Genomic DNA, 26,033 nt, shown 5'->3' with positions numbered 1-26,033 from the left:
GAGGCCAAATTTCGTTCGTTGAATGCGGCTTTCTTTTTTTCGTTTAATCTGTCAATGAAACATTAATTTTTTTTCTCAATTTTTGAAATGATCTGGTAGAGGTTGAGAAAGAGGTGAATGTCGAGTATACTTTTTAAGGATAGCTTTAAAAAGTTTTACCGTAAAAAAGATTAGTGGAACCTTAAAGGAGAAAATGATGTTCGAGCGTAAAAATAGAATTTTATTGAAAGAATTAGTAAAAACCGATTTTAAACTAAGATATCAAGGAAGTATTATGGGCTATGTTTGGTCTGTTTTAAAGCCCTTGATGCTGTTTACTGTCATGTATGTGGTCTTTGTACGTTTTCTTAAATTTGGACAAGATGTTCCTCACTTTGAAGTGGCGTTACTTTTGGGAACCGTTCTATGGAGCTTTTTTAGCGAAACGACAAATTTAGGTATGTCATCAATCGTCACACGAGGCGATCTGCTTAGAAAACTAAGCTTTCCTACACATATCATTGTTGTTGCTGTATCGATCAACGCCTTAATCAATCTAGTAATCAGCCTTGTGATCGTTCTTTTATTTGCGATGATCAATGGAGCGGATATTTCAATCTATGCTTTTTTAGCACCGCTGCTTCTGATTGAACTCTATGCCTTTTCATTGGGCGTGTCTTTTATTTTGGCAACAATCTATGTTAGGTTTCGAGACATTGGACCGATCTGGGAGGTTGTCCTTCAAGCGGGTTTTTACCTTACACCGTTAATTTACCCATTGACACTTGTAATGAATATGGACGTGAACATTGCCAAACTTTTGATGATGAATCCAATGGCTCAAATTATTCAAGATATGCGGCATATCTTAACAAGTACAAGTAATATTACGGTATGGCAATTAATAAATACGAATTGGATCGTCGCAATTCCATATGTTTTGCCATGGATCGTATTAGTTGCCGGCTACATGATTTTTAATAAAAATTCGAAAAAATTTGCGGAGATTATTTAATATGAATAATGAAATAGCAGTGAAAGTTGATCATATAGGAAAATCGTTTCGTCTTCCTACAGAAAGTACAACGAGTTTAAAAAGAACGATCGTTAATTATTTTAAAGGAATCAAAGGATACAATGAGCAAAAAGTCCTAAGAGATATTTCTTTTGAAGTGAATAAAGGAGATTTCTTTGGAATTGTCGGAAGAAATGGGAGTGGAAAATCAACCTTATTAAAAATTATCTCCCAAATTTATACACCTGAAAAAGGGTCTGTAGAAGTGAACGGAAAATTGGTTTCTTTCATCGAGTTAGGCGTTGGATTCAATCCAGAATTAACTGGGAGAGAGAATGTCTATTTGAATGGCGCTATGCTTGGTTTTTCCGAAAAAGAAGTGGATGGAATGTATTCCGATATCGTTGAGTTTGCGGAATTAACTGAATTTATGAATCAAAAATTAAAGAATTATTCAAGCGGTATGCAGGTTCGGCTTGCGTTTTCTGTAGCGATTCAAGCGAAAAGCGATATTTTAGTCTTAGATGAAGTATTGGCTGTCGGGGATGAAGCGTTCCAAAGAAAATGCAATGACTATTTCATGAAGGCCAAAGATGAGAACAAGACCATTATCCTCGTGACTCACTCAATGGAATCTGTTCGTAAATACTGTAATAAAGCACTGATGATCGATAAAGGGGAAGTAAAAATCATCGGGACCCCAGATGATGTAGCAAATCAATATTCTTTAGACAATGTTACACAGACGGGGACCTCCACCGTTATTGAAAAGGAAGAGGTTTTAGAAGAACCACAAGAAGTTGAAACAAAAAGTAAAGAAGAGGAAACAATTCGAAACTTTACAGTAGATTTATTATCTGATGAAATGCTTACCGATGAGAATCGACGAGTAGAGTTTTTGATTTCTTATGAAGTGTTAAAAGATATGGAGACGTATATTGCTTTTTCAATGACAGATATCGATCGCAACATTTGGATGTACAACGACAATTCATATGATGAAATGACAAAAGGTATCGGTAAAAAGACTTTTAAATATGCTTGCGAGTTAAATCATATCAATGAATGCAAATTAAGGTTAGGCGTATCAATTCGAAACGCCGCGGACGAACCATTTGCTTTTTCAGATCAAGAAAATTCACCCGTAATAATCGTTTCCCCAAGAAAAAATCGATCAAAAAGCGAGCGGATCGCCTCAAGCGGTATTTTGACAAGCAATGGAAGCTGGCAGAAGCTTAAGTGATCAGAAAAATCTACTTATAGAAAAAGGTGAGTCGTATTGGAACCATTAGTTTCTGTGATTATAACTTGTTATAATCATGAAAAATATGTTGGTCAGTGTCTGGAAAGTGTATCTTCCCAAACCTATAAACATTTAGAATTAGTGATTATCAATGATGGATCGACAGATAATTCAGATCAGATTATTAGAGATTATTTATCACATGTTTCGCTAAAACATGAGTATTTGGTTCAAGAAAACCGAGGCGTTTGTGTGACACGAAATAAAGGACTCGAGCGAGCTGTCGGAAAATACCTATTATTTGTCGACAGTGATAATTATCTAGATAATCAATATATTGAAAAGCTAGTTGAAACTGCCGAAAAAGAAGAAGCAGATATTGTATATACTGATCTTGTAAATGTTGAAACAGGTGAGCTGTTTATGGAAGCCAAACCATTCCAATTGGAAGAGTTTCTTTCTAGTAACTTTATTGATAATTGCTCGTTGATAAGAAAAGAAATTGTTGGTCAGCTAACATATGATTTAGCGTTAAACAGAAAAAAATTAGTCGACTATGACTTTTTTATGCGACTGATTCTTACCAACCATGCGAAAGCTGTTAAATGTTCTTCCACAAAATTAAATTATCGAGTGCTACAAGAATCAATATCAAGGAAAGGGCAGCATGGGACCGAAAAATTTTATTATGAGATTTATCTTTATCTCCTGAGCAAGCATCAGGAACAATATCCACAACTGGTTCTTTCAGCAATTAAGAATAATATCATGCAACTGGAAGACCGAAACGAAGATTTAATCAATCATCTTGCAGATTTGACTAATTATATAAAACAACAAAACAAAGATAATGAATTATTGCTTGCAGAAGTTAATGAATTAAAAGTATCTGTGGAAGACTTAAACAATGAAAAACAGGCGATAGATCAGCGACTACTTGAAGAAAATCTTGAAAAAAATGACTTGCAAAATCAGAATTTATCTATGGCGCAATTAATTCAGTTGCTGGAAAACGATAAACAAGCGTTGATGTCATCTAAGTCATACAGGGTTGGTAAACTTATTGTGAAGCCTTTTAGTTATGGACTAAGATTTTTAAGGAATCCTAGTAAAGGATTAGTACTTGTTGATAAAGCAAAACAAAAGTTATTGGTTAAACTCAGAAAAATCCCTAATTTGCAATTTTTAGTTTTATCTAGCAAACGAAAAGCAACACGCAAAAAAAATGTTTATCAAAATCCAAAAAGAGTATTGGTATATGTTATCTATGAAAGCCAATCCCAGTTGCAAGAGTATAAACTCATTTTTCTTTCCTCTTTAGCAGATTTTTCAGAAAAAGTATTAATCGTAGTGAATGGTAAATTACCGGAGTCTGACTTAGAAAAGCTTCGTAAGTTTGGGGAGGTCGTTCTTAGATCTAATGATGGATATGATACGGCAGCCTTTAAACACGGTATCGATTTTCTTGGCGAAAAGGAATTAAGTAAGTATGATGAATTGTTATTGGTGAATGATACGAATGTTGGTCCAGTCTCAGATTTAACAGAAGCATTTAATAAAATGGCAGCTAAAAAACTTGATTTCTGGGGAATTTCTTATGGAGAAGAACAACCTGATTTTACCAAGTATAACAAGTATGGATATATCCCTATTCATTTACAGTCCTATTTTTTAGTAATTGAGAAATCAATGTTCCACGATCCATCATTTTATGACTATTGGAAAAATCTTGGAGATACAAACTCAAGAGAAAAAGCAATCGGAAAGCATGAAACGGTTTTTACAAAACATTTCAGCGATTTGGGCTTTAAACACGGGGCTTTAACCGAAAAGAATACGGATAGTCCAATGTATATCCATCCCCTTCAAATGGTTCGAGAGGGTGTACCTATCGTTAAATACACAGCTTTTGCAAACGATACAGACGAGAAATTTGCTTGGCAAGGACTTCAGAGGAAAACAGAAGTTCCTGAATTAATTGAATATATTAGAAATGAAACGGAGTATCCAGGTGCTGTGATCGATCAAATCATGGAGGATATCAAAAATAAAAAGCACAAAGAACATATTCTCATAATAGATGGTGTCGAAAATGCAATTCCGCAGTTAACAAAATACCGTGTACAAAATAAGATTGAACAGTTAAAAAACCTAGGCTTTGATGTCTGGCATGTTAATCTTTCTACATTTCAGATGGGATTAGCTGAACACGCAAGTCATATCATTATTTACCGTGCACCATATGATGAGCGATTAGCAGAACTGATTCGTTTAGCAAGAAAGTACCATAAACCTGTGTTGTATGATATTGATGATTTAGTGATCGATACCAAGTACACGGATCAGTTGACGTACGTCCAAAATCTTACAAAAGTTGAAAAAAACAATTACGATAGTGGCGTTATCAGTTACAAAAAAATGATGCTTATGTGTGATGGAGCAATAGCTTCCACAGGTGTCTTAAAAGAGGAACTTCTGAATTATCACCAGAACGTACTGCTTAATCGAAATCTTGCGAACCAAGAGTTGGTGGCGATCAGTCATGATGCAGTTGAAAATAAGATGGAAGATAGTACAAAGGTGAAAATCGGGTACTTTTCGGGATCAATCACCCATAATGAGAATTTCGAATTGATTAAGCCTGCTATTCTAGAAATCTTAGAAACTTTTCCGCAAGTGGAATTGCATTTAGTTGGGCATTTAGATGTCCCGAAAGAAATGGAAAGGGTAGAATCGCAACTGGTCATTCATCCATTTGTTGATTGGAAAGAATTGCCGAAACTGATTTGCCAAGTGGACATTAATTTAGCACCGCTGGTACATTCGATTTTTAATGAGGCAAAGTCTGAAATCAAATGGATGGAGGCTGCTTTAGTGAAAATACCTACATTAGCAAGTGAAATTGGCGCTTTTAAAGAGATGGTAACGCACAACAGAAACGGCATACTCGTCAAAGATAATGAGTGGTTCAACCAATTAGAAAAAGTGATAAACGATAAGACTTTTAGAGAAACTATCGGTGAGAATGCTTATAATTACGTAATTGAAAATTGTACAACATCAGAGCATGAAGATGAACTAAGTGCTTTTTTAAGGAGTATCCATCAATGCTATTTATTAAAAACAATCTAATTGAACTAAAAAAGAATTACAAGCTGCTTATTCTTTTTCTATTCATTCTTTTGACTGCTCAGTTTTTCTTACAATATATAGAATTAACTTGGCCTAAACTGTATATTGTTTTGGCCTTAGCGGCTGCTATACTCTTACTGATAGTTTCAAGAATAAGTGATGAAACGAAAATCGCCAGAAATGCGTTTGTCTTAATCTTTATTGCTGGTACATTAAATGCACTGATTCTACCAATTCGACAAAACTATGACGAGAATACGCATTATTACCACGCATTAGAAGTAGCAGATGGAAAAGTCAGAAATCAAACAGATGAAAGAAATTTTCTTGCCATATCCCCAGATTTCTTAGCTATTACCAAATTACCTAGTAAACCCGAGTATGGAAATGAACTGAATACTAATCTTTACCACAAAGAATTCCTTGAAATTGAATCTATTCCCTCTACCTATAATGAAGACTGGCTTGAAAAAAGCGGGTTTAATAATCCCGCTTATATACCAAGTGCTATAGGCATATCCATTGGACGATTATTCTCGCAAAGAGTATCTGTTCACTATTATTTAGGGAGAATTTTTAATGTTCTGTTTTATGCATTGTTGGCTTTTTGGGCTATAAAGGTAAGCAAAGTTTATAAATTAGCGCTTTTCGTTGCAGCTACGACCCCATTTGCCGTATGGATCTCATCTGGTTTTACCTACGATAATCTTTATTATGGTCTAGTACTATTGATATTGGCTCAATTCACCAATTTTTTTGTTGGTGAACGCGAAGTTAATTTTCGAAAAATCATACTTTATATGCTTACTTGCCTTGGGCTGGTTTTTTGTAAGGCACCAGTGATTCTGTTGGCTGCACTGCCTTTATTTGTGCCTACAAAATATTTTGATACGAGGAAAACAAAAAAAATTACGGTTTTTGCAGTACTTCTAAGTTTTTCATTAGGCTTTTTATGGTTGATGAACGGTGCGATTTTCCATATATTCGAGGATGTTCCTGCAGCTAATACTGTCGCAGTGGATGAAAATGAAGATGTTCTTTCGTATTTAATCAGTAATATTGGATACACAATTACTTTGTTTTTACGATCATATTCGGATGTAATTGCTTCTATCGGTTATTTTCTGAAGAATCCAATGCCATACTTTATGGCTAGTGAAGCCGCGGGGTTCATCAATTTGATAAACTATACTTTGATGATTACTCTTTCTGCTATGCTTATTAAAATCACTATCCCTAAGAAGACACGTGTGCTTACTTTGGCTACTTTTTTTGTGATTATTTCAGGAACAATCTTGGCAATAACAGGTGATCCACGAGTATTTGCAATTGGTGATTTAAGAGTCCCAGGTGTACAAGGCAGGTATCATTTTTATTTACTCGCATTCCTGCCGTTATTTCTAGGGCCTATTCTTAATAAAGTAGGCTTTGAAAGTGAAAAGGTAATGAGTCATTTGGATTCAAATAAAATTACTAGCTTTTGCGTTAAAACAATCTATGTCATTACATTTTTTAATTCTTGTGTCGCACTGTATGGCTATTTATAAGAATAAGAAAAGGAGATTTTAATGAAAAAAATATTATTCCTTTCACCAACTGGCACAATGGACAACGGGGCAGAAATTTCAATATTTAATTTAATGAAATATCTAGTTGAGCAAGGATATGAAGTAGTAAATATTGCACCGGTTAGTGGAGACGTCGAAGTAAATGACTACTCGCGAATTTTTGAAAGTAATGGGATCAAATGTTTTTTAGTTTCAAATCAACGGTGGTGGTGGGAGGATGCACCAGGAATGTTATTTGGAAGTGAAGAACAACGAGCGGCATCTTTTAGAAATACTATCGATCTCATTGCAAAAAAGATAGACGAGTTTGATATTGAGTTGGTAATCACAAATACAGCAAACATGTTCCAAGGTGCGATGGCGGCGGCTGTTCAAGACGTTTCTCATATCTGGTTAATTCATGAATTTCCTTCCGGCGAATTTGCTTACTACAAGGATAAAATTGAGTTTATAGAAGAATTTTCTGATGAGATTTTTGCTGTTAGAGGCGAGTTGAGCAATAATTTGCAAGAGCTGTTCACAAGAAAAAAAATTAAATCATTCGCTCCCTACACAGAGTTAGAACAAGTTTCCCTTAAAAAGGGAGATGTTCAAAGAATCGTTTCAGTAGGACGTATCAACCCGAGAAAAAATCAATTAGAACTAATTAAAGCATATCATCAGTTGAACAGGGACGATATTGAGTTGGTTTTTATTGGTGCATGGGATGATGAGTATAAAGAAAAATGTCTCGATTATATCAAAAAAAATCGTTTAAAAAATATTACTTTTCTAGGAAATGTAGACAATCCATGGGAGCACGTGACATCGAAAGATATATGCGTTTTTTCTTCAGCAATGGAAACATTCGGTTTAGTTTATGTTGAGGCTCTTTTAAACGGTGTACCAGTTATTATATCCAATAATCCAGGGCACATGTCAGCATATGATTTCTTTAATCACGGTTGTGTCTATCCATTAGGTGATATAGATAAATTAGTAGAAATGATCCGCGTTCGATTAGATAACTTCGATGACTTCAAAAGCGAAACAGTCAATTTCTCCGTTGAAGCAAAAGAAAAGTACCAGATTTATTATGTTTATCAAGACTTAATCGAAGCGATCGATTCCGTAACTGCTTCGCCAAAAGCGATTCGCCATATAAAATCTTTATTGACCTTAAATGAAAAAAAGAGCAAACTGGCGCAATTTGAGTATCAAACGAGAAGTTTCCTGCAAAGAGTTAAGTATAAAATAAGCAAAAGCTTTAAATAAAGTTCAAATGATTCTAAGTAAAAAGACAAGGCCGGCAACAATTGCAACCTTGTCTTTTTTATTTTTTCAGTTAAAAGTTTACTATTTCACGGACCGCTTACCCCTAGAAATAGTAGGGATCGAGTATTAAAGCAAAAAATACAAACAAGGCATTAAAATAGTTGTTTAATTCTATTAGCAATAAAAATAGCTTGATAGGTGAATATGTCAGAGATTTAATGCTATCATAAACAAAATGATCAGATTTTACGATATATTTATTGTTAAGTTGTTTCCTCGACCATATCAAATAGTGTCAGTAAAAAATAATTGAGTTTTTACTGACACTACTAAAAGACTGGTTAGTATATTCAATTATATAGTAACCAGTCTTTTAGTAGTGATTGGTGTGATTTAGCAATTTATTATTTAACTTCAAGGTCTGATCCTTGCATAATCTGCTGATTGTAAAAGCTTGATGTCTTACTAAGTTCATTAGAGAATTCATCAAACCCTAATTTTTCCATTAGAGTCATTTCTTCTGAAAATAGATTTGTTCCTAAACCTAATCGATTTCCCTCAATGGAAACACCTAATGCAGATAAAGTGGTCGGAAACAAATCCAATGTACTGAAAGAACGATTGGTATTATTCAAGGTTGTTATTGGTGAGTTAATAAAGAGATTGAAGACAGTTCGCTCATAGTCTTCAGGGATACCATTAAAAAAAGAGGGATCCATGCTTAGGTGGTCACCGGCAATTACGATAGTAGTATTATCATAAAAAGATTGTTGCTGAACCCATCGTATAAAATTACCTAACATATAATCTGAATAGTGGATGACATTACTATATTGCTGTTCAAAAAGTTTAGGTGTATTTTCGGTCATCAAACCATCTGGGAAGTGCATATCAGCTGTTAGAAGCGTTAAATTAAAGGGCTCTTCTGACTGAGAATCTTCTATAAGTATGTTTTTAGCAAACTCAAAAAGTTTCTCATCCTCATATCCCCACCAGACTTTATAGTCAGACGGTATCCATTGATTGTCGATGGCATATTGATAATCTTTTATTTGGTAATTTCCATGTTGAGAGTAAAATTTATCTCTGCCGCCAAAGCTTGCATCGGAACCGATTAACAGTGTTTGATTGTATCCTTCTTGATCTAAAATGGTACCGATTGTGGTGACACCAGGCATAAAAGATGAAGTATTGCCATATTCATTTTCGTTATAGCCACCAGAGACTCTCAGAGGAACCCCAGAACTTTGGGCAACCATTCCTCCTACTGTAAAACCAACACCAGGAACTTGACGAGCACCGCCGAAAGTACTTTGGTGCGAAAAATTTAGTCCATCTGCATAAGCTGATTCTGTGAGATTTGGTAATAGATTGACTTCTTGCATTCCGCCAAGGTCAATGGATAAGTACGTTGATTCTAATGATTCGACGTAAATATAGATAAGGTTTCTTTTTTGGTCTGGAAAGGTAAGCGCAACATCATTCGGGTCCACATAAAAATCTTCGTAAATCGTTGATTTTTCAAAAAAATATGCTTTTAGTTCTGCATAGCCCAATGTTTGTATACCAAAGAAAAAACCGTATATAGTGAGGCTTACACTAATGAAGGAAAAAAAGAAACTCGTCTTTTTGGTTAACTTAATTTTCTGAAACTTTTTGTAAGATAGAGCATAGAGTAGCAAGTATAGGATTACTAGAAAACTAAGTGTGAGAATAATAGAATTTAATAAAGGACCCAAAATGAACGTATAAATTTGGCCCGCATCTGTTCCTGTCAAGGGTTGAGACAACGTGTATAGAATTTCACTAATGCCTACATTACCAAAAAAATTTTTCGTCCAAACGGCACTGTTTCCCGCAAGTGCTCCAATGAATACTAGTAATGAAAAAATAAAAAAAGAAAGTTGAAGACGCCAGGTCAAGGATTGAAATATTCTGTCAATCAGACCTGTTTTTTTGATAATCAGTACCGTTGATAAGAGAAAAAGAAAAACAAGGATACTTACACCAGTGACAGCGGACTTGGTTGAAAGGAAACTAAAAGATAAGAGATTTTTTCTTAATTCAGTTAAGCCGAGTGATCGTGCAATAAATGCCGTGAATGAGAGATGAGAAACGGCACAAAATAGAGAAAGCGAAATTCGCCGATAAAAGCTTCTATTTGCTGTTAAAAAGAGTATGAGAATAAAAAGTAAGATTGAAAAAAGCATCCTGTACCTCCAAATACATATTATATATAGTATACTAGAATAATAACAAGTCTCCAAAAGAAAAACTTAAAAAAAGGCGTGGAATCCTTATTTTTTTTCATTTTTTGCCAATTAATGAGAGTTTGTCTTCTTTAAGTTTTTTTCGGGATTTTAATTTTTGTTGAGAATTACTAAAAAGTCGAGTATAATTTTTTAGAATTGGATATTTAAAACTCTTAACAATTCATGGAAAGGGATATTCATGCATACATTTGTTATTTGCGCTTATAAAGAGTCTTCTTTTTTAGAAGAATGTATACTTTCTTGTTTAAATCAGACAAGTATGAAAAAAGGAAAGTCCAAGCTGATTTTGTACACAAGTACACCAAATACTTATATAACAGAGATTGCCAACTCTTATGAGATACCTATGTTTACTAGTTCAGGCGGAAGTATCGGACGAGATTGGAACAATGCATTGTCTTTTGTTGATACGCCATATGCGACGATCGTTCATCAAGACGACATCTATTTAAAAGAGTATGGTGAAAGCGTCATTGATGCGTTCGAAAATAATAATCAAACAAGTATTGTGTTTACGGATTATAAGGAAATCGATCAAGAAAGTCAAATTAGAAAAAGATCAATAAATCTTAAAATTAAAACGTTCGGTTTAAAAACAATGGGGTTATTACAATCAAAGTGGTATCAAAGGCGAATATATGCGTTTGGGAACTTTATTTGTTGTCCAGCTGTTTCATATAATTTGCGGGTGCTCAATGACTTCAAATTTAATGAACAGATGCGAATGGCAGTAGATTGGGATGCATGGGAACGAATCATGAAGCGGCCGGAAAACATTTGTTACATCTCAAAAAATGCAATGTATCATAGAATTCACGAAGAATCTGAAACAACTGCAACAACCCTGGATAAAACGAGAGAAGCAGAAGAATTGGAAATGTACAAACGTTATTGGGGGAAAACCATTGCTTCTTTTCTCATGAAATTTTACGTGAAAAATCAAAAAAGCAATCAATTATAAGAAAAGTTAGGGTGTAAATCGTGAATCCAAGAATTTTACTGATTATTCCAGCATATAATGAAGCAGAAGGTATTGTCCAAGTAATCGACAAGGTACTCGAGTATAGAAAAAAAACACCATATAATTTAGATTATCTTGTTATCAATGATGGGTCTACAGACAATGAGGAAGCGGTATTATTAGAAAACAATATTCATCATGTCGAGTTGGTGAACAATTTAGGTATTGGAGGAGCTGTGCAGACGGGATATCTGTATGCATTAGAACACGATTATGATATCGCAATTCAATATGATGGCGATGGTCAGCACGATATTGAAAGTTTAAGTCAGTTGGTTGAACCGATTATCAATAATCAGGCTGATTTTACCGTCGGATCCAGATTTGTAGAAGACAGCACGTCGACGTTTAAATCTACTGGTGCAAGACAATTAGGAATCAAGCTTCTTTCAGGACTTATTTACCTTCTGACAAAAATGCGCGTCAAAGATGTAACGAGTGGTTTCAGAGCAGGAAACCGGCAAGTAATCAGACAATTTGCCCATCGATATCCGAGCCAGTATCCGGAACCTGAAAGCTACATGCATTTAGTAGCCAAAAACATCCGGGTGAAAGAGATTGGGGTAAACATGTTCGAAAGAACGACTGGTCGCTCGAGTATTCATTTTTTCGACTCGGCAGCGTATATGGTTAATGTCTCTTTGGCTATTCTGATTGCATCTTTGATCAAAAAGGAGGAATCCTAATGCCTGTTCAATTACAAATTATTGCTATTTTTTTAGCATTAGGTTTTTTTGTCTTAACTGTTTATTTGATTCGTAAAGATCATGCAGAAGTACGTCAAATGAACAAATGGCTTTTACTGGGAATAATAATGTTGATCGGTGCATTATTTCCCAAAGTAGGGACGACGATTGCCCACTTTCTAGGGATCAGTACACTCACTTCTTTAGCATTATATAGTTTAACTGCCTTTTTATTGTTTATCACTTTAACAACTAGTATTGCATTGATAAATACGCAAAGACAAGTCAAAACTTTAACACAAGAGTTATCTTTTTTGAAAAAGGAAATTAGAGAAATGAAAGAAGGAGAAAAATGAAGGGTATTTATTTTTCCCAAGATTTAACGCATGCTGGTGGAATTCAAAAGAAGATCAGTCGGCAAATTGAAGAGTTTGAAAAAAATGGTTTTTCCATGAAACCCTTAATAAACCCAAAAAGGAATATAGGTCATTTGTTTGTAAACCTAGTTCCTTTTTTTTCAAGACAGTTTTTTTTAAAAGAGAAAATAAATTGGCAAGAGTACGACTTCGTTTACATTAGAAAAAGTGCGGTTTTTGATAAAAGTGTTATCGATTTATTAAAAAAAATCAAGAGAATGAATCCATCAATTATTGTCCTATTAGAAATTCCAACATATCCTTATATGAATGAATTTAAAGGAATTGTAAAATGGGACATTCAAGCCAAAGAACATCTCTGGACACCATATTTAAAACACTACGTTGATCGAGTTCTGACTTTTTCGGATGATGAAAGAATTTTTGATGTACCATGTATCAATCTTTCGAATGCATACGACTTTGCTAGTCCGATTGAAGGCAGTAATGAGGGAGATGGTGCAATCCGATTACTAGGGGTCGCAGCACTTTGTTTCTACCATGGATATGATCGCGTCATTCAGGGACTGCACGAATACTATAATTCATCTGATGCTAAGAGAAACGTCATGTTCACTTTAGTCGGGGATGGTCCTGTCTTAAAGGACTATAAAAAGCTGGTCTCTGATTACCACTTAGAAGAAAAAGTGAAGTTATTAGGCAGAGTAGAATTTTCTCAATTGGATCAGTTTTATCAGAATGCAGATATTGGGATTGACTCTTTAGCCCGTCATCGATCTGGAGTGACTTATAATAGTAGTTTAAAAGGAAAAGAGTATTTGGCGAAAGGGTTACCGATTGTTTCTGGAGTGAAAACTGATTTGGATAATTGTGATCTTCCGTTTTATTATCGTGTACCGAGCGATGATACACCAATCGATATTCCAAGCTTAATTGAGTGGTACGATTCGATGCTTGAAAATTCTTCAAAAAAGGAATTAAGCGCAGCTATTTTTCAATATGGTGTTAGTCATTTTACTTTTGAAAAAACCTTTAAGCCTGTAATTGACTATTTGAGGAGTACAAAATAATGGATGAGAAAATCAGTATAATAATTCCAATGTATAACGGAGAGAAATATATAGGTGAATGTCTCACTAGTCTTATGAATCAAACCTATAAAAACATAGAGATCATCGTTGTTGATGATGGCTCAACAGACGATTCAATAGAGGTAGTTAATGAAGTCATAAAGAAAAACACATCCAGAGTTATTCGATTAGTCAGTAAGAGTAACGGTGGCCAATCAAGCGCTAGAAACGCAGGAATTTCGTATGCCAGTGGCAAATTTATTGCTTTCATTGACTGCGATGATTTTGTTACGCCGATTTATTGTGAAGAATTGATGCATGCGATTAAAACATGTGATGTTCAAGTTGCTATGTGCAAGTTTACCAAAGAAGAAACCGAGTTGAACTTTGCTGTGGTCAATCCTCCTAAAATTGTTGAAGGGACATTTTTAAGACTAATTGACGAATTGTACGATTCTGATTTTCCAGCAGTTTCTCCAACAGTAAAACTGTATAACGTGGAACTTTTCAAAGACCTTTCATTCATTGAAGGAATCATTTATGAGGATGGGTTGTTTTTCTATGAATTGATTGACAGGATAACGAAGATTGCATTGGTTGATAGTAAAAGCTATTATTACCGAACAACAGAAAATTCAACTTTAACGAGTAAGATAAGCAAGAAGAATTTTGATGTGTTAAAGAAAAACAGGTTAACTGAGAACTTTTTTAAAGAGAAACATCCTGAAGCATTAGGGCACTTTTATCAAAAAGCACTGAATCTGAATGATTTTATTGCAGTAAAATGTATCCAGGATAAAACCCCTCTTTCTAATCAGTTGATTAGAGAAATATTTTCGATGAATCAAGAATATGCAAAAGAGAATGCCGTAAGACAGATTCTCTATAAAAACTATTTTCTTTATAAAGTCTTTCTCACTGCAGTAAGTATGATTTATAAGAATAAAGAGAATGGGAAAAAAAGTATTTTGGCAAGAATAATAAAAAAAATCATATAGAAGTAGGATCAGTGAAATGAAGAAAACAATAGGAATCTTAATTCTGAATTATTTAGCTTTTCAAGATACAATTGAGTGTGTGGAATCTTTAATGAATCAAACCTTTAAAGAGATAGATATCCTAATCGTAGATAATGATTCTCCGAATGATTCCTTCAAACGTTTATCAGATAACTATGAAGATTCAGAACAGGTAACCGTTGTACAGACGAAAGAAAATCTTGGCTTTGCAAGAGGAAATAATTTTGGTCTATCAATTTTTAGAAAGAAAGGAATTGAAAGGGTCCTGGTTATTAATGGTGACACTCTCCTTGAAGATAGAACTTATTTAGAAAGATTAGCTTCAATATCATACAACGAGGATATTGGAATGATTGGAACAAAAATTATCACCAGAGACGGAAAGAACCAAAATACGTTAAATGTCAACCTAAAAAAGAAAACGGATTTGATTCTCCCTAGATTGAAGTTATTTTTGTTGGAAAGTTCATTGAAATTAAATATCTATCAACACCTCAAAAAATTGATGCCAGATCAGAACAGCACGAATCAATCAGCTTCTTTTTCGGAAGAGCCCCAGGAAATACTAGATCCTTACGAGAAGACACTTCATGGTGCAGCAATCTTTTTTACCGAAAATTATTTGAGAAACTATGTTGGCTTTTACCCGGAAACATTTCTTTATTTTGAAGAAGATTTTTTGGCAATCCTTTGTCAGCGACTTGGATACAAACAACTGTATATACCAGCGTTGAGTATTTACCACAAAGAAGATGCTTCGAGTGACCTATTATATAATGACAATCTGAAGAAATCATATCTTTTTAAGTTAAGATATTCAAAAAAGAACTTATCATTAATGAGCGGATTGTTTTCGTTATCAAATGAAGACTTAAAGAGAAGGATGAGTATCTAGATGAGAAATGCTTTTAGATCAGGTATGATTTTTACAGCAATCGGACAGTACAGCAATGTTTTGATCCAATTGCTGATAAACGTTGTACTGTCAAGATTAATACCAGTTGAAGAATTTGGGGTGGTAGCGAATGTTCAAGTTTTCCTAGTATTTTTCCAAATGTTTGTGACAGCTGGCCTAGGTCCGGCGATCATTCAGAACAAAGAGATGAAGGAAGAAGATTATGGCATTGTTTTTAACTATACAGTTCTGTTTGCGTTTCTGTTAGCTGTCGGTTTTGGGTTGTTCGGCCATTTTGTTGCGATTATCTATAATAATTCTATCTATAAATCGCTATTTTGGTTTATGTCGATCATTGTATTCTCAGAAGGAATGAACGTTGTACCAACGGCAATTTTAAATAAAGAATTGAGATTTCGAACCCTTAATTTGAGGCTCTTGTTCTGTAATCTTTTTGGTGCAATCTTTGGTATTGCCTCAGCTTTTGCTGGCTTTGGCGTTTATGCATTGATTTTAAGTGCCGCTATTCCTGCAATTGCTACGCTGTTTGCTAATTTTGCTGTAGTTAAGATCAAGTACACAAAAAGTTTAGACCCGCAACCTTTTAAAGTACTATGGTCATTCGCAAAAAACCAATTAGGTTTTACAATATTAAATTATTTTTCCCGTAATTCAGATAATTTACTAATTGGACGATTTTTAGGTCCCGTGCCCTTAGCAAATTATCAAAAGAGTTATCAAATGATTACTATGCCCAATACGGTATTTTTAGGTATTATTTCCCCAGTTCTGCAACCTGTTTTGTCACATCATCAAGATGATGTGAAGTTGATACGAGAAACGTTTTTAAAAATTGTCCATGTCCTAGGATTAATCGCATTTCCATTAACTATTTTTATGGTAATGAATGCTGAGGAAATTATCCTATTTCTCTTTGGTTCTCGCTGGTATGCCGCTGTCGTTCCTTTTTCAATATTGGCATTTAGTATATGGGCGCAGATGCTTACTTCTGCAACTGGAAGCATATTTATGGCAAGAAACCATTCAAAAACATTATTGAAAACGGGAATGATTTCAACTTTTTTGATTCTTAGTTTAACATTGGTTGGAATCAATTTCTCGAAGATAACTTATGTGGCTGCCTTTGTTTGTGCAGCGTATATCTTAAATTTTTTCACCTCCTACTGGATTTTAATGACAAAAGTCTTAGAAGGAAAACTTTCAGATGTTTTGAAGCAGCTGATCAGCCCAGTATGTATCAGTGTCGTTTTAGCAGCTGCTCTCTTTTTGTTCGATCATTTCATCACGATCGACACGAACTATTTCGTCTTACTGGTAATCAAAGGTATTTTATGGTTAATTCTATTGGTTTCATGTTTGTTAATTACAGGGGAAGTTAAAAAAATAAAATCTGTCTTTTAGATTTGCTATACTCAAGAAAATCTTGTGGTATTCAAATAAAAAATCGCATCTAATTAAAAAGGAGTGAGTAATTCATATGAAAAAAAGGTTGGCTAATTTCTTTCTGGTTCTAGTAATCCTTGCGAGCAGTTTCAGTCCAATCATTGGACTTGCTGAAACGAACGTTGTAGGACAAGAAATGACAAGTAACGTTTCAGAGAGTTTGACAAATGAGCAAACCAGCAGTACTGATTCAAATTATCAAAGCGAATCTACAGAAACGACGGAAATGTCGGATAGTACTTCTACAACAAATAGTGAAAGTACAAGTTCAACTTCAGTAAGTGACTCAAGTACGCAAGATATAACAGAATCATCTTCAAGTACGTTTGATTCTACGACAGAGCAGACGACGTCTTCTTCCAGTGAAGAGGATGATATTGAATTAAAATCCGCAAAAGGTTTACCCAACTTGAAACTAATGGTACATATACAAACAGATGGGGAAACACAAGTACCACCAGCTAGTAATGTTACTGGTGGTACAGTTGGACAGGCGAAGCGTTTGGAGGGAATGTCGCTCGCTATTGATCCAGACAGCACAGAACTGAAAGGTAGTATCGTTTATTCCACGCATGTTCAAACTTATGGCTGGGATTTAGGCGAAAAAAGAGATGGCGAATTTTCTGGAACGATTGGTGAAGCTAAGCGCCTTGAGGCAGTCAAAATTAATTTGACCGATGAGTTAGAGGAGGACTATGATATTTATTACCGCGTCCATTCACAAACGTTTGGTTGGCTTGGATGGGCGAAAAACGGGAATGAAGCGGGTACTTCTGGATTTGCTAAAAGACTAGAATCTATCCAAATTCAGCTAGTGGAAAAAGGTAGTCCAGCACCCGGGAACACTGATAAACCTTATGTTTCAACTGACAATGTAACCCAACCTTCGCTTCATTTATCTTCGCATGTTCAAACTTACGGATGGCAAGAGTCCCAATCGAGCGGTCTTGTTTCTGGAGGTGTTATTGGAGAAGCAAAGAGACTAGAAGCGATTCAGCTTCGTTTAGATAATAATATTTATGATGGAGATATCGAATACCGTGCACATGTTCAGAGTTATGGTTGGCAATCCTACCAAACGAATGGTGCAATTGCAGGTACAACAAATGAAGCTAAACGGATAGAAGCAATTCAGATCCGCTTGACAGGAACCTTGTCTCAATTATTTGATGTCTATTATCGGGTTCACATTCAATCGTTTGGCTGGTTAGGGTGGGCGAAAAACGATCAAATGTCGGGAAGTGTCGCGCTCTCACGAAGAGTAGAAGCAATTGAAGTTCAACTTGTGCAAAAAGGAACGGCGCCGCCAGGAGATAGTACGATGCCGTTTATCTCCTACGAAACAATTGAAACACCAAGTATTCATTTGAGTGCACATGTTCAGACTTTTGGATGGTCGACGACGATTAATCCGGGCCAAGCGAGTATTGGAACAGTTGGTCAGGCAAAACGACTGGAAGCAATCCAGCTAAGTTTAGAAAACTCACCAGTTACAGGTGGAATAGAATATCGTACGCATGTCCAAACCTATGGTTGGCAAGGGTATCAATCTAATGGGAGTACAGCCGGTACAACAGGTGAGGCGAAACGGATCGAAGCACTCCAAATTCGACTGACCGGCAATATCTCATTGCTTTATGATATTTATTATCGAGTGCATTCCCAGACTTATGGTTGGCTTGATTGGGCTCGAAATGATCAGCGGGCTGGAACGAGTTCGTTAGCAAAACGTGTTGAGTCTCTCGAAATAAAACTTGTGCCTAAAAATCAACCGGCACCAGGATCGACAACCAAACCGTATATCGAAATGCAAGAGTTTCTATTTGTAATGGGACACGGAGGGATTGACCCGGGAGCAGTGGGAAGCGGGACAAATGAGCGAGACTTTACAAGAAATGAATTGCTTCCATATTTGCGGAAGTATGCCAATCAATTGAAAGAAAGCAGAATTAATTTTTATGATGTGTCACGCGATATGTTTACTGACACTCGAAACGGACAAGGAGCACACCTTGTAAGTAATGCAATCACTTCAGTTACAGAATTTCATCTAGATAGCGGAGGTATCGGAGCTTCTGGGGGGCACGTCATAGTGAGACCAGGGGGATCCAATTCAGTTAATATCGGGCTAGCGAATACCATTCGGACCTATGTCGGCTGGCATCCTTCATTTGTTAATTCGAATGGGTTGAGTTTTAGACAAGACTTATTGAATTTAAATATTTTCAGATCTAGAGGGATTGAGTATCGCTTAATGGAACTTGGCTTTATCTCCAATCCTTCAGATGTTGCGAGAATAAGAAACAATTTGGACAATATCGCAAAAAACATTGTGCAAAACGTGACCGGTGAAAAATTATAAAAGTTTTAAATGAGCAGAATGCTTAAGTAAAAAAAAGAATGTCATTTCTTTCTGATGAGTTTTCATGTATAATGATACAAGTCAAAAAGAAGAAATTAAGGAGGAGTTGTTTTGTCTAAACAACATCCAGAAGATTCTTTTAAAGAGAAAGTTATGGAGTCTTTAAAAGAATCAAGTTCAAAAAAAGAATCGATATCTGAACACAGCTTCTTGGATGACGATTCTGTGGGATCTCGTAGTAATCATCTAAATAAAAGTAAACATATAGAAGAGAAACAAAATCATTCTGCTTCTTCAGAAAGTTTGCAAGAAACTGTTTCTGAAAAAAACCAACGCAGATTGCAGCGCAGCAAGGAAGACAAAATAGTTAATAAGATCGTGTTGATTGTTGTTCTTGTTTTCTTAGTAATCGGCGGAATATTAGGTTTCTCAGCTTATCGATATGTTACTTCAAGTTTGCAGCCATTAGATCCCGATGATACTGAGAAGGTGACGATTGTTATTCCAAGCGGTTCTTCGAATAAAGCAATTGGTGAAATCTTAGAGGATGAGAACATTATTAAAAGTGGAATGATTTTTAATTATTACACAAAATTTAATAATCTGACGGGCTTTCAAGCAGGAACATATCATTTTTCACCAAATATGACACTGGAAGCGATAAGTGAGCAGTTGCAAAATGGCGAAGGCTCGGTCACCTCTGATGCAAAAGTGACGATTCCAGAAGGATTTGATGTTGATCAAATCGGTGATGCTCTAGCGGAAGCAACGAATATCTCGAAAGACGATTTCTTAGCTTTGATGGAAAGCGATGAGTTCTTTGAAAAAATGAAAGAAACCTATCCTGAGCTTTTAGCAAGTGCCGGCGATGCGCAAGGTGTGCGTTACCGACTAGAAGGATACTTGTTCCCAGCGACGTATGACTACTATACAGGGAATACCCTAGAAGAAGTCGTTACCCAAATGGTGGATAAATCAAATTCAGTCTTGTCGAAATATTTCGATCAAATTGCTCAAAAAGAAATGACGGTTCAAGAAGTCCTTACTTTGGCTTCACTTGTTGAAAAAGAGGGTAGTAAGCTAGAAGATCGTAAAAATATCGCACAGATATTCTTCAATCGCTTAGCGATTGATATGCCGCTGCAATCGGATATTTCGATTCTATACGCGTTAGGTGAGCACAAAGAGCTAGTTACTTATGAGGACACTCAAGTTGACTCTCCTTATAATCTCTATGTGCATACTGGCTACGGACCTGGACCATTCAACAATCCAAGTGAAGCAGCGATCCAAGCGGTCTTAGATCCAACACCGAACAACTACTATTATTTCGTTGCTGACATTCAAACCCAAGAAGTTTACTTTGCGGAAACCTATGAACAGCATATGCAATTAGTGGAACAATATGTAAACAATACCTCAAATTAAATTTTCATAGGTTTATAGTTTACATTTAAAAAAAAGCATGGTAATCTTTTGTGGACTCATCGCAAAAGATTACCTTTTGCGATTTATTAGAAGTTACTAAAAGGAGAAAAGAACTATGGTAGAAAAAGTTTACCCAATGACACTTGAAGGAAAAGAAAAGCTAGAACAAGAATTAGAAGAATTGAAAACGGTAAAACGCGGCGAAATCATTGAACGTATCAAGGTAGCCCGCAGTTTTGGCGATTTATCCGAAAACTCAGAGTATGAGTCTGCTAAAGATGAACAAGCGTTTGTCGAAGGCCGAATCACTACTTTAGAAAATATGATTCGTTTTGCAGAGATCATTGATAATGAGGGTGTAGACTCTGATGAAGTTTCCATCGGAAAAACAGTTATTTTTGTTGAGTTGCCTGATGGTGACGAAGAAGAGTACATGATCGTCGGTAGTGCTGAAGCAGATCCATTTTCTGGTAAAATTTCCAATGATTCACCAATCGCTCGTGCCTTGATTGGGAAAAAAGTCAATGATGAAGTGACGATCTCAACGCCAGGCGGAGATATGCAAGTAAGAATCACAGAAGTAAAGAAAAGCTAATTGCTTGATCACTCGATCAATCTAGTTGACCCTGTTGTTCATTCTCCTTTAGGGAATTTGATCAAACAGGGTCTTTTTTCGGACCAGCGACGGATGGACAAACCATTTTTTTCAGGTATGATAGAGTAGAATTACTAGGAGGAGGAGCTTGAATGAAAAGTCCTTGGCGTTTTTTCTTTATTGTTGAAGCGCTCTTACTGCTTTTTGCGGTATGGCAAATTTTATCTAATCCGCCATTATTATTTTTATTAATACTTGGTGTGACGTGCTTGGTCCTTGTGAACCGAAGTGAGCGCAAGAGCAATTTTAAAAATTTCTTGATGGTCTCAAGTTCCATTGCTATTTTGATCAGTTTGTTAAATAGTCCAGCACTGTGGCTGATGCTGATTTTTGCGATTTTATTTATTGGTTTAAAAGGAGTCGAGATTACCGGAATCGACTTAACTAAAAATTCATTCTGGCGCAAAAAACAAATGATTATCGTTGAAACTGAAGAACCCAAAGCTGATCATCCACTGAAACAAAAGCAGCAATGGTTAGGTAATGAACGGATCGGCAGTCAAGTCTATGAATGGGACGATATCAATTTAGATATCTTGACGGGGGACACTTTTATCGATTTAGGCAACACTTTATTGCCTAAGAAAGAAAACGTCGTGATCGTACGAAAAGGCTTTGGCAGAACTCGTATTTTAGTGCCTGCTGGTATAGCGATCAAATTAGAGCACAGTACTTTTATTGGCTCCGTTATTTTTGAAGGCGAAGAAACGAGCTTGAAAAATGAAAAAGTGACGATCTACAGCCCGGATTATGGCGAAAATAGTCGGCGTTTGAAAATCTTGACGAATACCCTTGTTGGTGATGTTGAGGTGATTCGGGTATGATCGGGAAATTTTCAAGAGGCATGATTGCTTTTTATGCAGGATTAGCAAGTTTTTTCACCATGATTTTGATGCTGTTTTCCTATTTATATGCCAGTGGGAAAAATAATTGGCTGATAGAAGTCTTTCAAATCAAGCTCTTCTTTATCCCAATCGTCTTTCACTTACTTGTAATATCTGCATTGATTGCTTTAGCTGTCTTTTTACTGATTTCTTTTTTTCGCAACCGTCAATACGGTCCGGTGGAAGAAAAGTTAAGACTGTTAGCCAGCGGCTATATCGATAGCCCTTTATTGGAAACAAAAATCCCCCATGCGTCTGAAAACCATTTGATTGCGAATGTGGATCGTGATATTGCCAGTATCCAATCGAAGATGAAACAGATGTCGATGGAATTACAGCAATTGAATGCGAAACCGCAGTTTGTTGATGGTCAGACAAAAGAAGAGATTTTAGAAGCAGAAAGGCAGCGTCTGGCTCGTGAATTGCACGACTCTGTTTCTCAACAGCTGTTTGCCGCCATGATGATGATGTCTGCACTTAATGAGCAAGCGATTCGAACAGATGCGCCAGAAAGCCAAAAGAAACAGTTAGCTATGGTCACAGACATTATCAATGCTTCGCAATCTGAAATGCGGGCGCTCTTGCTTCATCTACGACCTGTTACTTTGGAAGGGAAGAGTCTAAAGCAAGGAATCGAGCAATTGTTAAAAGAATTAGAGACCAAAATCAAAATTCTATTGACTTGGGATATTGAAGACTTTACGATGCCTAGTTCGATTGAAGATCAACTTTTTCGTGTGATCCAAGAACTCTTATCTAATACACTGCGTCACGCCAAGGCCAATGAGTTGGAAGTTTACTTGCATCGTATTGATAATAACGTGTTATTGCGGGTGATCGATGACGGTGTTGGCTTTGATCCACAAGATCAAAAGGCTGGCAGTTATGGCTTGATGAATATCCGAGAACGGGTAAGTGCCGTTGGCGGAACGTTGAAAATTATTAGTTTTAAAAATCAAGGAACCAGTATTGAAATTAAAGTTCCACTGTTGAAGGAGGCATAAGGTATGATTAAAGTGTTGTTAGTTGATGACCATGAAATGGTTCGTCTGGGGGTCTCTTCTTATCTATCGATTCAAGACGATATAGAAGTAATTGGGGAAGCGGAAAATGGTCGAGTCGGGTATGAAAAGGCATTGGAATTACGTCCAGATGTGATTTTGATGGATTTGGTGATGGATGAAATGGATGGGATCGAATCTACGAAATTGATTTTAAATGATTGGCCCGAAGCAAAAATCATTATTGTCACTAGTTTTATTGATGACGAAAAAGTCTATCCTGCTATTGAAGCGGGTGCGGCAGGTTACCTGTTAAAGACGTCTACTGCTCATGAGATTGCGGAAGCCATTCGTGCAACCCAGCGAGGAGAGCGGGTCTTAGAACCCGAAGTCACCACGAAAATGATGGATCGTTTGACGAATCGGACACCGATCCTACATGAAGATTTGACCAATCGGGAACAAGAAGTGTTACTGTTGATCGCCGAAGGAAAGAGCAACCAAGAGATTGCGGATTCACTCTTCATTACGCTGAAAACAGTGAAGACACATGTGTCAAATATCTTATCAAAATTAGAAGTAGAAGATCGTACACAAGCTACGATATATGCTTTTAAACATGGTTTGATAAAATAAAGTCTTAATAATCATACCTCCTCATGGCAAGCAGAGGAGGTTTTTGTTATACTAAATTATGATCTGGCAAAAAAGGAGCGTTTGTGGTGAAGCAAAATTATGCAATAATCGGTCTGGGGCGTTTTGGTGGCAGTATTTGTCGTACGTTGATTGAATCTGGGCAAGAAGTACTGGCGATCGATAGCAATGAAGATCGTGTCAATGAATACATGAATATCGCCACCCATGCGGTGGTTGGTAACGCACAAGATGAGATGACGTTACGTTCACTGGGGATCCGTAACTTTGACCATGTCATTGTTGCGATCGGTGAGGATATTCAAGCCAGTATATTGGTCACACTGATGGTTAAAGAAATGGGTGTTCCTAATATCTTAGCGAAAGCCCAAAACGAATACCATGCCCGTGTACTGGAAAAACTCGGCGCAGACCGTGTCGTCCATCCCGAACGTGACATGGGGATTCGCATCGCCCATAATCTAGTTTCCAAAAATATTTTAGATTATATTGAACTATCTGATGAATTTTCTCTAGCAGAAATTCGTGTGTCCAATCCACGCTTTTTCAATAAATCCCTGATTGAGCTGAATTTTCGACAAAAGTATGGTTTGACAGTCGTTGCGATTCGTCGGGGACCAGGACAAGTGATCGTTTCGCCTGATGCAGAGGCGATCGTGCGTGAAAATGACAATTTACTCGTGATCGGTAATACAGATGATGTAGATATACTTGATGAACATATGAATGATTAGGAGTGAAGAAAATGAACTTAACAATAAGTCCTGAAGCAATGCAATGGTTTAAAAAAGAATTGGTGGTAGACCAAGGAAGCGGGATTCGTTTTTTCGGAAAAATTTATGGCAAAACACAAGTGCATGACGGATTTTCCGTGGGAATGTCAGTGGATAAACCAGAACGTCCGATCGTCGAACAAACCATTGATGGCTTGCTTTTTTTTATTGATGAAGCAGACGAATGGTTTTTCAAAGGCTATGATCTAACTGTGGACTATGATGAAACGTTAGATGAACCGAAATATGATTTTAGCGAAGATAAAAAATAATGTGGATTCGGTCCCAGCTGACCGATTTCCCACGATTGGCTCTAGGAGATGAAACCGATGCTATCAATTGTTGTACCTTGTTTTAATGAAGAGGCAAGCTTGCCGATTTTCTTTGAAGAAACAGAAAAAGTGAAGAAACACTTAAATATGCCTTTTGAATATATTTTTGTTAATGACGGGTCTTCAGATCAAACTCTGTCTGTTTTAAGAGACTTGTATCACGCCCACCCTAAAAGTGTTCGCTATCTATCTTTTTCGAGAAACTTTGGCAAAGAAGCTGCTCTTTATGCGGGGCTACAAGCTGCTAGAGGCGATTTTGTCACTGTAATGGATGCAGATTTACAAGATCCGCCGTCATTACTACCTGAAATGTTTGCTTTGCTAAGAAGTAAACCAGAGCTTGACTGTGTGGGGACGAGACGTGCCGATAGAAAAGGTGAACCAAAGATTCGCAGTTTTTTTTCGAACTCGTTCTATAACATCATCAACAAAATTGCCGATACTGAAATGGTAAACGGTGCGCGAGATTTTCGCTTGATGCGCCGCAATATGGTTGATGCAGTTTTACAGCTGTCAGAGTACAATCGCTTTTCAAAAGGGATCTTTAGCTGGGTTGGGTTTGATACAGAATACATCGCCTATGAGAATCGAGAAAGAGTAGCGGGTGAGACGTCCTGGTCATTCTGGAAGCTATTCCAATATTCGATCGATGGCATCGTCAATTTTTCAGATACACCTTTGAATATCGCCTCGTTTATTGGTGCGCTTTCCTGTTTTGGTTCTCTGATTGCTTTGATCTTTATTGTGATAAGAACCTTTATTTTTGGAGATCCGACATCAGGGTGGCCTTCAATGGTCAGTATCTTCTTATTTGTTGGTGGTTTGCAATTGCTTTGTTTAGGGATCATCGGCAAGTATATTGGAAAAATTTTCTTAGAGACTAAAAATAGACCTTTGTACTTCTTGAAAGAAACCGAAAAAGACCAAGAAAAACTACGATAAAATAAA

Annotated in this window: 22 protein-coding genes; 21 read left to right on the top strand and 1 reads right to left on the bottom strand. The window is 36.4% G+C overall.

Translation table 11 applies throughout. From position 1 onward, the window contains the following. Nucleotides 1-193 precede the first annotated feature (193 nt). Genes IGJ44_RS10810 through IGJ44_RS10790 form a run of 5 tightly spaced genes read left to right on the top strand, consistent with a single transcriptional unit; the run spans nt 194 to nt 8,191 of the window. Nucleotides 194-994 carry an ABC transporter permease gene (locus IGJ44_RS10810; RefSeq protein ID WP_151195675.1) on the top strand — a complete coding sequence of 267 codons (801 nt, stop codon included), beginning with the start codon at nt 194-196 and terminating at the stop codon, nt 992-994. Between the two features lies 1 nt (nt 995). Next, a complete protein-coding gene (locus IGJ44_RS10805) occupies nt 996-2,237 on the top strand; it encodes an ABC transporter ATP-binding protein (protein ID WP_167827094.1) in 1,242 nt (413 codons plus the stop codon). A 36-nt stretch (nt 2,238-2,273) separates the two neighbouring features. Continuing rightward, complete coding sequence (locus IGJ44_RS10800; RefSeq protein ID WP_270266962.1) at nt 2,274-5,369, top strand: rhamnan synthesis F family protein; 3,096 nt, start codon at nt 2,274-2,276, stop codon at nt 5,367-5,369. Further along, a complete protein-coding gene (locus IGJ44_RS10795; RefSeq protein WP_240934890.1) occupies nt 5,345-6,916 on the top strand; it encodes a DUF2142 domain-containing protein in 1,572 nt (523 codons plus the stop codon). Before IGJ44_RS10800 ends, IGJ44_RS10795 begins: the two co-directional genes overlap by 25 nt. A 21-nt stretch (nt 6,917-6,937) precedes the next feature. Further along, the gene (locus IGJ44_RS10790; RefSeq protein WP_167827092.1) at nt 6,938-8,191 is read left to right on the top strand and encodes a glycosyltransferase family 4 protein; all 1,254 of its coding nucleotides are present in this window, start codon (nt 6,938-6,940) and stop codon (nt 8,189-8,191) included. Between the two features lie 404 nt (nt 8,192-8,595). Here IGJ44_RS10790 and IGJ44_RS10785 read toward each other — a convergent pair whose 3' ends face one another. After that, nucleotides 8,596-10,401, bottom strand: coding sequence for an LTA synthase family protein (locus tag IGJ44_RS10785; protein ID WP_260456545.1), 1,806 nt, complete (start codon nt 10,399-10,401; stop codon nt 8,596-8,598). A gap of 241 nt (nt 10,402-10,642) precedes the next feature. On the opposite strand from IGJ44_RS10785, the gene IGJ44_RS10780 reads away from it, so the two are divergent. The 16 genes from IGJ44_RS10780 (at nt 10,643) to IGJ44_RS10705 (ending at nt 26,027) form a co-directional block, all read left to right on the top strand. After that, nucleotides 10,643-11,425 carry a glycosyltransferase gene (locus IGJ44_RS10780; RefSeq protein WP_167827091.1) on the top strand — a complete coding sequence of 261 codons (783 nt, stop codon included), beginning with the start codon at nt 10,643-10,645 and terminating at the stop codon, nt 11,423-11,425. 20 nt (nt 11,426-11,445) lie between these two features. Beyond that, nucleotides 11,446-12,171 carry a glycosyltransferase family 2 protein gene (locus IGJ44_RS10775; RefSeq protein WP_005229540.1) on the top strand — a complete coding sequence of 242 codons (726 nt, stop codon included), beginning with the start codon at nt 11,446-11,448 and terminating at the stop codon, nt 12,169-12,171. Next, nucleotides 12,171-12,527 carry a DUF2304 domain-containing protein gene (locus IGJ44_RS10770; RefSeq protein WP_074535123.1) on the top strand — a complete coding sequence of 119 codons (357 nt, stop codon included), beginning with the start codon at nt 12,171-12,173 and terminating at the stop codon, nt 12,525-12,527. The genes IGJ44_RS10775 and IGJ44_RS10770 overlap by 1 nt, the downstream gene beginning before the upstream one ends. Further along, nucleotides 12,524-13,618: a glycosyltransferase gene (locus IGJ44_RS10765; protein ID WP_167827090.1), complete on the top strand. Its 1,095-nt coding sequence runs from the start codon at nt 12,524-12,526 to the stop codon at nt 13,616-13,618. The genes IGJ44_RS10770 and IGJ44_RS10765 overlap by 4 nt, the downstream gene beginning before the upstream one ends. After that, nucleotides 13,618-14,616 (top strand): glycosyltransferase family 2 protein, encoded by a 999-nt coding sequence (locus IGJ44_RS10760; RefSeq protein ID WP_240934887.1) that lies wholly within the window; start codon nt 13,618-13,620, stop codon nt 14,614-14,616. The genes IGJ44_RS10765 and IGJ44_RS10760 overlap by 1 nt, the downstream gene beginning before the upstream one ends. Nucleotides 14,617-14,632: 16 nt before the next feature. Beyond that, entirely contained in the window at nt 14,633-15,532 is a 900-nt protein-coding gene (locus IGJ44_RS10755) for a glycosyltransferase (protein ID WP_074535125.1), read from the top strand. Then, nucleotides 15,533-16,954 (top strand): lipopolysaccharide biosynthesis protein, encoded by a 1,422-nt coding sequence (locus IGJ44_RS10750; protein WP_142968285.1) that lies wholly within the window; start codon nt 15,533-15,535, stop codon nt 16,952-16,954. Nucleotides 16,955-17,030: 76 nt separating this feature from the next. Then, nucleotides 17,031-19,358 (top strand): N-acetylmuramoyl-L-alanine amidase, encoded by a 2,328-nt coding sequence (locus IGJ44_RS10745; RefSeq protein ID WP_167827089.1) that lies wholly within the window; start codon nt 17,031-17,033, stop codon nt 19,356-19,358. A gap of 153 nt (nt 19,359-19,511) precedes the next feature. Next, the gene (gene mltG / locus IGJ44_RS10740) at nt 19,512-20,786 is read left to right on the top strand and encodes an endolytic transglycosylase MltG (protein ID WP_430606578.1); all 1,275 of its coding nucleotides are present in this window, start codon (nt 19,512-19,514) and stop codon (nt 20,784-20,786) included. A gap of 115 nt (nt 20,787-20,901) precedes the next feature. Continuing rightward, nucleotides 20,902-21,381: a transcription elongation factor GreA gene (gene greA, locus IGJ44_RS10735; RefSeq protein WP_005229556.1), complete on the top strand. Its 480-nt coding sequence runs from the start codon at nt 20,902-20,904 to the stop codon at nt 21,379-21,381. Nucleotides 21,382-21,533: 152 nt separating this feature from the next. Further along, nucleotides 21,534-22,265 (top strand): cell wall-active antibiotics response protein LiaF, encoded by a 732-nt coding sequence (liaF, locus tag IGJ44_RS10730; RefSeq protein WP_010749367.1) that lies wholly within the window; start codon nt 21,534-21,536, stop codon nt 22,263-22,265. Next, nucleotides 22,262-23,329 carry a sensor histidine kinase gene (locus IGJ44_RS10725; protein ID WP_005229561.1) on the top strand — a complete coding sequence of 356 codons (1,068 nt, stop codon included), beginning with the start codon at nt 22,262-22,264 and terminating at the stop codon, nt 23,327-23,329. Before liaF ends, IGJ44_RS10725 begins: the two co-directional genes overlap by 4 nt. Nucleotides 23,330-23,332: 3 nt before the next feature. Then, nucleotides 23,333-23,962: a response regulator transcription factor gene (locus IGJ44_RS10720; RefSeq protein WP_005236913.1), complete on the top strand. Its 630-nt coding sequence runs from the start codon at nt 23,333-23,335 to the stop codon at nt 23,960-23,962. 86 nt (nt 23,963-24,048) lie between these two features. Next, entirely contained in the window at nt 24,049-24,714 is a 666-nt protein-coding gene (locus IGJ44_RS10715; protein ID WP_005229566.1) for a potassium channel family protein, read from the top strand. 11 nt (nt 24,715-24,725) lie between these two features. After that, the gene (locus IGJ44_RS10710) at nt 24,726-25,025 is read left to right on the top strand and encodes a HesB/YadR/YfhF family protein (RefSeq protein ID WP_005229567.1); all 300 of its coding nucleotides are present in this window, start codon (nt 24,726-24,728) and stop codon (nt 25,023-25,025) included. 57 nt (nt 25,026-25,082) lie between these two features. Next, complete coding sequence (locus tag IGJ44_RS10705; RefSeq protein ID WP_162985184.1) at nt 25,083-26,027, top strand: glycosyltransferase family 2 protein; 945 nt, start codon at nt 25,083-25,085, stop codon at nt 26,025-26,027. Nucleotides 26,028-26,033 lie beyond the last annotated feature (6 nt).

Origin of the sequence: Enterococcus sp. DIV1368d (assembly GCF_050542975.1) — a bacterium.
Taxonomy (GTDB): domain Bacteria; phylum Bacillota; class Bacilli; order Lactobacillales; family Enterococcaceae; genus Enterococcus_D; species Enterococcus_D casseliflavus.
The sequence above is the reverse complement of the archived record's forward strand: the minus strand, read 5'-3'. Positions and strand labels throughout refer to the sequence as shown.